The 7,893-nt window shown below is 63.2% G+C and carries 9 protein-coding genes; 7 read left to right on the forward strand and 2 right to left on the reverse strand.

All coding sequences use genetic code 11. The features are described 5' to 3' along the window. Positions 1 to 456, reverse strand: a 456-nt coding sequence (locus tag IRZ12_RS13590; protein WP_296469344.1) for a DnaA N-terminal domain-containing protein, incomplete at its 3' end; no start/stop codon positions are given. Positions 457 to 845: 389 nt separating this feature from the next. Here IRZ12_RS13590 and rpmH point away from each other — a divergent pair. From rpmH to IRZ12_RS13620, 6 genes are all read left to right on the forward strand, one after another. After that, positions 846 to 980: a 50S ribosomal protein L34 gene (gene rpmH, locus IRZ12_RS13595; protein ID WP_008650850.1), complete on the forward strand. Its 135-nt coding sequence runs from the start codon at positions 846 to 848 to the stop codon at positions 978 to 980. 73 nt (positions 981 to 1,053) lie between these two features. Continuing rightward, positions 1,054 to 1,452: a ribonuclease P protein component gene (locus tag IRZ12_RS13600; protein WP_296469393.1), complete on the forward strand. Its 399-nt coding sequence runs from the start codon at positions 1,054 to 1,056 to the stop codon at positions 1,450 to 1,452. Positions 1,453 to 1,540: 88 nt separating this feature from the next. Then, positions 1,541 to 1,813, forward strand: a complete 273-nt coding sequence (yidD, locus tag IRZ12_RS13605) for a membrane protein insertion efficiency factor YidD (RefSeq protein WP_296469394.1) — start codon at positions 1,541 to 1,543, stop codon at positions 1,811 to 1,813. Positions 1,814 to 1,959: 146 nt separating this feature from the next. Then, positions 1,960 to 3,624 carry a membrane protein insertase YidC gene (gene yidC, locus IRZ12_RS13610; RefSeq protein ID WP_296469386.1) on the forward strand — a complete coding sequence of 555 codons (1,665 nt, stop codon included), beginning with the start codon at positions 1,960 to 1,962 and terminating at the stop codon, positions 3,622 to 3,624. 187 nt (positions 3,625 to 3,811) lie between these two features. Then, a complete protein-coding gene (mnmE, locus tag IRZ12_RS13615; RefSeq protein WP_296469396.1) occupies positions 3,812 to 5,188 on the forward strand; it encodes a tRNA uridine-5-carboxymethylaminomethyl(34) synthesis GTPase MnmE in 1,377 nt (458 codons plus the stop codon). A gap of 26 nt (positions 5,189 to 5,214) precedes the next feature. Next, positions 5,215 to 5,685, forward strand: coding sequence for a YaiI/YqxD family protein (locus IRZ12_RS13620; RefSeq protein ID WP_296469398.1), 471 nt, complete (start codon positions 5,215 to 5,217; stop codon positions 5,683 to 5,685). A gap of 18 nt (positions 5,686 to 5,703) precedes the next feature. On the opposite strand, the gene IRZ12_RS13625 is transcribed toward IRZ12_RS13620, so the two are convergent. Further along, positions 5,704 to 6,711: a tripartite tricarboxylate transporter substrate binding protein gene (locus tag IRZ12_RS13625; RefSeq protein WP_296469388.1), complete on the reverse strand. Its 1,008-nt coding sequence runs from the start codon at positions 6,709 to 6,711 to the stop codon at positions 5,704 to 5,706. Between the two features lie 215 nt (positions 6,712 to 6,926). On the opposite strand from IRZ12_RS13625, the gene IRZ12_RS13630 reads away from it, so the two are divergent. Beyond that, positions 6,927 to 7,685, forward strand: coding sequence for a hypothetical protein (locus tag IRZ12_RS13630; protein WP_296469391.1), 759 nt, complete (start codon positions 6,927 to 6,929; stop codon positions 7,683 to 7,685). Positions 7,686 to 7,893: the final 208 nt, after the last annotated feature.

Here is a 7,893-nt window from a genome sequence, read left to right on the forward strand (position 1 = left end):
CTTGCGCGTCTCGTGGGCGGGGAGTTGTGTATAACAGACCGGCGCGGCGGCGGCCCGCCGCGCGGCGCGCGCAGCGGCCGACTGGACCGTTGCGACGGGGTTGCCGGGGAATCCGGGCGGGATCTGCCCAGGCGAACGGGCGCCGTTCCCGTTGCCTCCGTTGGGGCCGGCTGCCGGAGAAGAGGGCGCGCGCAGCGGCATCGCCATGCGCGAGGAGTCTAGTTCGAACTTGACCTGCACCGGACGTTGGAACCACTGCGCCGCGAGAGATTCGATCCGACCGGAAAAATTGCTACGCACCCAGTCCAGCTTGAAGCGATTGGGCGCCGCAACCCGAAGCACCGACTCGGCTTCGTCGAAGGCAAGCGGTACAAGGGGGCGTATCCAGGCGCTGTATTGCTGAGGAGTGAGTTCCTGCTCCAGCGTCCGGGCGCAGTTTTGCCAAAAATCTTCCATGAATCTCGCTACAAAGGACCGGTGCATCCACACAGGACAGGGGATGCGGAGGTGGTGCTATAGGACGGCCCCGAAACCTGTCATTCTACTCCTCCGAAGGCGAGTTATCCACAGGCCCACCCGCTCCGCCTCCGCCGCGGCAGCGCTAACTGATTGACAATATTGAATTTATTTGCCAGTATGGAGGGCTTTCCGAATTTCGGGATGAAATTCGGACTGATTCAAGACCCTGGGTTGGCAGTCTTTCCGCTCTGATACATGCCTGGCATGCGCGTGCAGTCCTTTCTTGAAGGACGGGTGCCGGCTGCGCCGGGCTTTCGGGCAGGCCGGGATTGCGCAAGATTCCGGGGCGGCTTTCACACCCATACCGGAACTCAGCAGGAATCGTCATGAAACGTACCTATCAACCTTCCGTCACCCGCCGCAAGCGCACCCACGGCTTTCGCGTGCGCATGAAGACCCGTGGCGGCCGCGCCGTCATCAACGCCCGCCGCGCCAAGGGCCGCAAGCGCCTGGCCATCTGACGGCCGCGCCGGCCGTCGTTGCCGGCTGGTTGCGCCGGCGGACAGCCGGCAACGTAGCGTTATACCGTTGAAGCTGCGCGCGTCGTTTCCCGGCACCGCGCGGTTGCGCAGTCCGGCCGAATTTGCCCCTGCGCTGAAAGGGCGCCGCCTTGCGAAAGGGGCGCTTTTTGTTTTGAGCGTGGCGCCTTCGAGCCAGCCCAGGCTGGGACTGGTCATCGGCAAACGCTTCGCGCCGCTGTCGGTCAGCCGGGCCGCGCTAAAGCGCGTGGCGCGCGAGGCTTTCCGGCTGCGGCGTGCGGAACTGCCGCCCGGCGACTATGTCTTGAGGTTGCATGCCCGCATTCCGCAATGCTCGCTGACGACGCTCAAGCGCCAGGCCCGACAAGAGATCGACGGCCACCTGGCCCGCGCGATCAAGACTTACGGTTCTCCTCCCGCCCCCGCGCACGGCAAGTCAGCCGGTTCGCCGTAGGGCGGGGCGGTCGCAGGCGGGACGAATTCCCGCATAGAGGCCCATCGTGACGGAAAACCCTGGCAATCCACCGCCTGTCGGCTCGACCCTGCCGCGCCGGCTGCTGATTTGGCCCATCCGTTTCTATCGGTTTTTCCTGAGTCCCTGGGTGGGGCAGTCCTGCCGTTTTACGCCGACTTGCTCGGCCTACACCATGGAAGCGATCGATCGCCACGGCCCCGTCTACGGAACCTACCTCGGCTTGCGCCGCATCTGCCGTTGCCATCCGTATGCCCAGGGCGGCCTCGACCCGGTGCCGTCAGTCCGGCAGCGCGGCCGAGCCCACCCACCTGCGCCGGGAGAGCTCGATCATGACCTGTAATCTTCCCTTCGCCCGGCCGCAGGCCCCCTCCGGAACGCGGCCGGCCCGGCTCCCCGAACCGGCGCGAATCGCTCCCCGCAAAACGCGCGCAAGGCAGCCTCGGCTACACTAGCGGACTTTGCCGCGACGACTGGAACTATCCGTCCATGGACATGCAACGCACCATCCTCTGGATGATCTTCTCGCTATCCCTGCTTTTCTTGTGGGATAGCTGGCAAAAGTACAACGGTCACCCCTCCATGTTCGGCTCGGCGCCGACCACGGCGGCGTCGACGCAAGACCCGCAGAACGCACCCGACCAGGCGGGCGTGCCCACCCCGGCGCCGGCAGGCGCGTCGGCCGCCAATGCCGAGACGGTGCCCGGCGGCGCTCCGCAGGCCCAACAAGCGGCGGCTGCGGAAAAGGTGGTGGTCACGACCGACGTGCTGCGCCTGACCTTCGACACCCTGGGCGCCCAGATCGTCAAGGCCGAACTGCTCAAGCACGCCGACAATGACGACGAGGGGCGTCCGATCGTCTTGCTCGACGACTCCGCGCAACGGGTCTACCTGGCCCAGACCGGCGTCGTCGGCGCCCCGGCCGGCGCCTCCTATCCCACCCATCGCACGCCGTTTCGCGTCACCACGCCGGCGCGCGAGCTGAACGGCGACAAGCTGGAAATTTCGTTCGAAGCGGAAAGCGCGGGCGTCAAGGTCATCAAGACCTTCACCCTGCACAAGGGGCAGTACGCCATCGACGTGCGCCACACCTTGGAGAACGTCAGCGCAGACCCGGTTTCGCCTTCGCTCTATTTCCAATTGACCCGGGACGGCAACAAGCCCCCCGGCGAAAGCAGTTTCTACAGCACCTTCACGGGCCCAGCCATCTATACGTCCGAGGGCAAATTCGAGAAGGTGAACTTCTCCGACATCGAAAAGGGCAAGGCTTCGTACGTCAAGTCGGCCAACGACGGCTGGCTCGGCATGATCCAGCACTATTTCGCGGTGGCCTGGGTTCCGCCGCAGGGCGTCGCGCGCACCTACGACATGTCCAAGGTAGGGGCAAACCTGTACGCCGTGCGCGCCATCGAGCCGGTCGGGACCCTCTCGCCCGGAACCGGCAGCACGGTGGACGCCAAGCTGTGGATCGGCCCGCAGGACCAGGATGCCATGGCCGCCGTGGCCGAAGGGCTGGACCTGGTGGTCGACTACGGCTGGCTGACCATCATCGCCAAGCCGCTTTTCCTGCTGATGACCTGGCTGCATAAGCTGCTCGGCAACTGGGGCTGGACCATCGTTGCGCTCACCGTCCTCATCAAGCTCGTGTTCTTCCCGCTTTCGGCCGCGGGTTACCGGTCGATGGCGCGGATGAAGAAGGTTGCCCCGCGCATGCAGGCGCTGAAAGAGAAGTACGGCGACGATCGCCAGAAGCTCAACATGGCGATGATGGAGCTGTACCGCTCCGAGAAAATCAATCCGCTCGGCGGCTGCCTGCCCATGCTCGTGCAGGTACCCGTGTTCATCGCGCTGTACTGGGTGCTGCTCGCCAGCGTCGAAATGCGCAACGCGCCGTGGATCCTGTGGGTGCAGGACTTGGCTTCGCCCGATCCGTGGTTCATCCTACCGGCGCTGATGATGGCCACCATGTTCCTGCAGATGAAGCTCAACCCGACCCCGCCGGATCCGGTCCAGGCCAAGGTCATGATGATCATGCCCCTGGTGTTCGGCGGAATGATGTTCTTCTTCCCCGCAGGCTTGGTGCTGTACTGGGTGGTGAACAACATCTTGTCGATCGCGCAGCAATGGGTCATTACCCGGCAAGCGAGCCAATGAGCCCGGCGCGTTGACGTCCCGGCGCCCGCGGACCTGGCTCCGGCCGTCCGCTGGACCCGGCCCTTGGGAAACGATCGATCATCGTGCGGGGGCCGGTTTCGAGGCCGTTTCGGAATACCGGAACGGCCTTTTGCTTTACAGTGCGGTGAGACGCCGCCCATCCGCGCTTTTTCCGATTCGCCCCATGATTTCCGACCAGGACCCCATCGCCGCCATCGCCACGGCCGCCGGACGCGGCGGCATCGGCGTCGTCCGCGTTTCTGCACCGGTGCCGCTGGATGCGCTCATGCAGGCCGTGCTCGGCCGCACGCTCGTGCCGCGCCATGCGCATTACCTGCCATTCCTCGACACGGACGGCAGCATCATTGACAAAGGCATCGCGCTGTCCTTCCCCGCTCCGCACTCCTACACCGGCGAACATGTGCTTGAGCTGCAGGGGCACGGCGGACCGGTCGTGCTGCGCCGGCTGCTCGCCCGCTGCTTGCAGGCGGGCGCCGAAATGGGAATGCGGCTGGCCGAACCGGGCGAGTTCACCAAACGGGCCTTCTTGAACGACCGGATGGACCTGGCCCAGGCCGAAGCGGTGGCCGACCTGATCGACGCCTCTTCCGAGGCCGCGGCCCGCAGCGCGGCCGCCTCGATGACGGGAGCGTTTTCCTCCGAAGTCAACGGGCTGGCCGACCGCATCGTGCACCTGCGCATGCTGGTCGAAGCGACGCTGGACTTCCCTGAAGAAGAGATCGAATTCCTGGAAAAGTACCAGGCGCGCGAAACCCTGGCCTCGATCCAGGCTGACCTTGCCCGGCTGCTCTCTCACGCGCGGCAGGGCGCCATTCTGCGCGAAGGGCTGCACGTAGTGCTCGCCGGCCAGCCCAACGTCGGCAAGTCCAGCCTGCTTAACGCGCTGGCGGGCTTCGAGGCCGCGATCGTCACCCCCATCGCAGGCACCACGCGGGACAAGGTGGTGCAGCAAATCGACATCGATGGCGTTCCCCTGCACATCGTCGACACCGCAGGCTTGCGCGAGACCGAAGACACGGTGGAGCGCATCGGCATCGAACGGACGTGGGACGAAATCGCCAAGGCCGACGTGATCGTGCACTTGATCGACGCGACGCGCCCGAGCCCGGAACTCGATGCGGCCATTACCGCCAAGCTGCCGCCGCGCACGCCGGTGCTTGAAGTCATCAACAAGATGGATCTCATCGAAGAGGGCCGCGCCCCTGCCGACCAGCCGCATGCCAAGGGAGCGAAGCGCCTCTACCTGTCTGCCAAGACCGGCAAGGGCCTGGACGCGCTCAAGCACGAACTGCTCGCCATCGCCGGCTGGAACCCCTCGGCCGAATCCCCATATCTTGCGCGCGAGCGGCACATCCAGGCGCTGCTGGCGACGGCGAACCACCTCGAGCTCGCAGCCGAACACGCTGCGCAAAGCGACCGCGTCCTGGACTTGTTCGCGGAAGAGCTGCGATTGGCGCACGAATCACTCATGTCAATCACCGGCCAATTCAGCAGCGATGACCTGCTCGGGGTGATTTTCTCGCGGTTCTGCATCGGAAAATGACGCAACGGCCGGCGTCTTCCCCGTCCTTGCGCATCTGGGTCGACGCCGATGCGTGTCCCGCCGTGGTCAAGGACATCTTGTTCCGGGCGGCCGAGCGCTGCGAAGTGCCCGTCACGCTGGTTGCCAACCAGATGCTGCGCACGCCTCCGTCACGTTGGGTGAATGCCGTGCAGGTGCCGCGCGGCTTCGACGTGGCCGACGCCCACATCGCCGCCCGGGCCCGGCCGGGCGACCTCGTCATTACCGGCGACATCCCGCTTGCCGCCGAGGTGCTCAAGAAAGGCGCGTCGGTCCTCAATCCGCGCGGCGAACGCTACACCGACGCGACCATCGGCGAGCGCCTCGCCATGCGCGACATGCTGGAAGAGCTGCGCTCCGGCGGTATCGTCACGGGCGGGCCGGCGGCATTCAGCCAGGCGGACCGCCGTGCCTTTGCCAACGCGTTGGACGCGTTCCTGCGAACGGCATTGCGGACGACACCGCGCAGCCCTGGCTGAACGCCCGGAAGCTGTCGCTCAATCAACCTTGATGTTCATTTTTCGCACCAACGGAGGCCATGCCTCGATCTCCCTCGCGACAAACCGCGTGACCTGCTCCACGGTCATGGGTTCAGGCTCCACATCCAATCGACCGAGGGCTTGCTTGAGCGAGGGACTCTCCAATACTGCGTTGATCGCGGCGTTGAGCTTGGAAACGATGGCAGGCGGCGTCCCGGCGGGGGCGAAGAATCCCCAAGTGGTGCCATATGACAGCTCGGGCAAATCGAATCCTTGCTCTGCGAAAGTGGGGATATCCGGGTAAATCGGCGAGCGCTTGTCCCCGGTGATCCCGATCGGCCTGACCTTTCCGGACTCGAGGAACGGCCGTGCCGATCCCGTACCCGTAGTCATCATGAAATCGAGTCTCCCCGCGGCCAGGTCGACGAGGGCGGGTCCCGTGCCTTTGTACGGAATGTGCGTGAACTGCGTCCCCGACTTCATCATCAGCAGTTCCGGGCCTATGTGGGTCGGAAGCTGTCCTGCACCGCCGGCCGATCCGAAGTCGAGCTTGCCGGGGTTCTGACGGGCTGCCTGGACCAGGTCCCCGATGTTCTTATACGGCCGGTCGGATGATACGAACAAGAAGATCGCGCCTTTTGCCGCAAAGGCAATCGGCAGGAAATCCTTCTTTACGTCGTACGACAAGGTCTTGAGCACCGCGGGCTGAATGCCGAAAGTCGCGCCTATCTCGTGAAATAGCAGGGTATAGCCGTCGGGCGCGGCCTTGGCCACGTGCGCGGGGGCGATCGTGCCGAAAGCGCCCAACTTGTTTTCGATAACGAAGGGTTTCTTGAGTTTTTCACCCAGTGCTTTACTGATCTCCCTCGCGATCATATCGGTCGGGCCGCCGGTGGCAAACGGGACAATGACCTGCACCGGTCTCGATGGATAGTCAGCTGCAGCACCGTCATCGGCCGCCGCAAATACGCCATTCCACCACGCGGCCACCACGAGCGCGGATAGCCATTTGCAAGTTTTCTTCATGCGCCGTCTCCTTACGAGTTTTTCTTCTGGGGAACCAAGGATACGGAAGCGCGAGACGACCCACCACGAGAAAAATTAATAGCGGTATGAACGAGAGAGCATGAAGAAATCGCACACCCTCATGAAAATTCGTCAGGCATACACCGCGCACGAGTTTGTTAGGCTGAAAAAAACAACCATGAACGACTATGCCAAGAAGTCCAGCAACGATTTCTGTGTCCGTCCTAACCATTTTGTTGGTCGCTGCGTTGCTCTCGACACCCAGCGCAACAATTGACGGCACATCTTCCCTGTATCGCCTGACGACTGTCCTTATTTTCGCGCCGACGGCTGTCGGATACGCCGTTTATTTCCTGCGGGGCGCGCAGACGACTCAACTCGAATTTCGAGCTATAGGCCGATATTCCGCTTGGTTGGTGCTGGGCATCTCCGTCCTGATTATCTTGAATCAAATTGGGCTGGTGGGAGAAATTGACCCCGGGGCCCACCCACTCCATGAAAAGCTCATTGAATTATGTATTGCCTTGTTCGCCTGGGCATGCATCCTCGCCTTTAGCTTCAAGCGCGCGAAAGCGCTTGATTTCGGCGGAGACGGCGTCCTTGCGGCCATTTACTGCGTCGTGATCAGTATCCATAACGTCCCGGAAGGACTTGCCCTGGGATCGGTATTGGCCGCACATGACTCTCCCGGGGTCACGGGATCGCCACATATAGGGCTGCTCGCCGCCTTGACCCTGCAAAACGTGGTCGACGCCATTATTGCCGGCGCGGTGGTCTTGACCAAACGCATCTCCCTCTTGGTCAAGACCCTCTATCTGCTGGTCCTGCCTGTCGTCGAATGCATATGCGCGATGCTCGCGCTGGGCCGGCCGACGGGATTGGAGCCTATGTCCGGAGGTGCCCTGACGTTTGCTGCCGCGGGAATGTTCGTCGTTGCCGTTGCAGAAATCATTACACGCCACCGGGCGGATTGACCGAGTTATGAAACACCATGGCATTGAAAAGCCGCACCCCGGATGGATAGAAACGACTTGCCTCGACCAACCGGCGCGCACGGAGCGGATTGAGGAGAAACGGCACGACAGGATATTTACTGTTCGCAAAACCTAAATCTATTTATGCAGAACTGAGCGGTGCTTCAAAGCCCCGTTCAAACTTGAATAAGACCGTCTTGGAGATATG

The sequence above is a fragment of the Pigmentiphaga sp. genome (assembly GCF_019689535.1).
Classification (GTDB): Bacteria; Pseudomonadota; Gammaproteobacteria; order Burkholderiales; family Burkholderiaceae_B; genus Pigmentiphaga.